General features: G+C 45.0%; 1 protein-coding gene. It reads left to right on the forward strand.

Annotated elements, in window-relative coordinates:
- Nucleotides 1-286 precede the first annotated feature (286 nt).
- Nucleotides 287-678: transposase (locus tag CFI03_RS18005; protein WP_248758299.1), on the forward strand; the 392-nt coding region annotated here is incomplete at its 3' end.

Consider the following 678-nt stretch of genomic DNA (forward strand, 5'->3'; position numbering starts at 1 on the left):
GGTGTCCCATAAGTCATGAAAATGACGATGGGCACCCCTTTTTATCTAGGCTAAACAGCAGCCTGCGCATGAAATGTTCTTCCGATCGCCATTGCTCAGGGATTCCTTGAATTAATATTCAGAGGTAGGGAATCCCCTTACAAAAGCGAACGCTGACGCTTCTCCAGAATCATTTCATGCTCCGTCTGCCCTTTATCCTGTTCATGAAATGCTCAAACAAAAAGAAGCCGACCCTTGTTAAAATGGAGGTACCACCCAACCATTCTAAGTAAAGAGAGGCTTCTTTATGTACAAAGAATATACCATGGATCAACTGTCCTTGCCAATGGACTTGCAAGAAGATATCCCCGAAAATCATCTCGTACGCGTCATCAACGATGCGGTCAATCGCTTAGATATGAAGCTCTTCACCAAAGCTTATCCCGGAGGTGGCCGGGACAGCTATCACCCTAAAATGCTCATGAAAGTCGTTATCTATGCGTACACACAGCGCATCTACTCCTCTCGCCAAATCGCCAAAGCGGTACGTGAAAATATTATGTTTATGTGGCTGGCTGCTAGGCAGCGTCCAGATTTCCGTACCATTAACCGTTTCCGCTCTGAGCGTATGAAAGACGTTCTAGAGACTGTATTTACAGCTATTCTTCAGTTTCTCAAGGAAGAAAACTACATCAAGCT

Source organism: Paenibacillus sp. ATY16 (assembly GCF_003399985.2).
Classification (GTDB): domain Bacteria; phylum Bacillota; class Bacilli; order Paenibacillales; family Paenibacillaceae; genus Pristimantibacillus; species Pristimantibacillus glycanilyticus.